Origin of the sequence: Mediterraneibacter sp. 210702-DFI.5.30 (assembly GCF_020560115.1) — a bacterium.
Taxonomy (GTDB): domain Bacteria; phylum Bacillota; class Clostridia; order Lachnospirales; family Lachnospiraceae; genus Mediterraneibacter; species Mediterraneibacter faecis.
The window spans coordinates 1-238 of the sequence record NZ_JAJCME010000167.1 but is presented as its reverse complement, the minus strand read 5'-3'; the positions used below and the strand labels follow the sequence as shown (position 1 = coordinate 238).

Here is a 238-nt window from a genome sequence, read left to right as displayed (position 1 = left end):
AACGTTTTCTACAATCACATCGCCATTAGTTATTGCAGCAGCCAGCATCAGTGCCGTTGCTTCCAGATAGTCGCCGGCAATCTCATAGTCACAGCCATGCAGAAACGTCACGCCTTGTACCCTTACGATTTTCGTTCCGGCGCCATGCACCCGCGCCCCCATCTTGTTTAGAAGATTGGCCAGGGCAATGACCTCAAAATCACAGGCTGCATTTTCAATTACCGTAATTCCATCAGCA

1 pseudogene is annotated in these 238 nt (G+C 49.6%); it reads right to left on the bottom strand.

Going from position 1 to position 238, the window contains the following annotated elements:
* Window positions 1–238 (bottom strand): annotated as a pseudogene (locus tag LI126_RS15125) (UDP-N-acetylglucosamine 1-carboxyvinyltransferase); the annotation flags it as partial.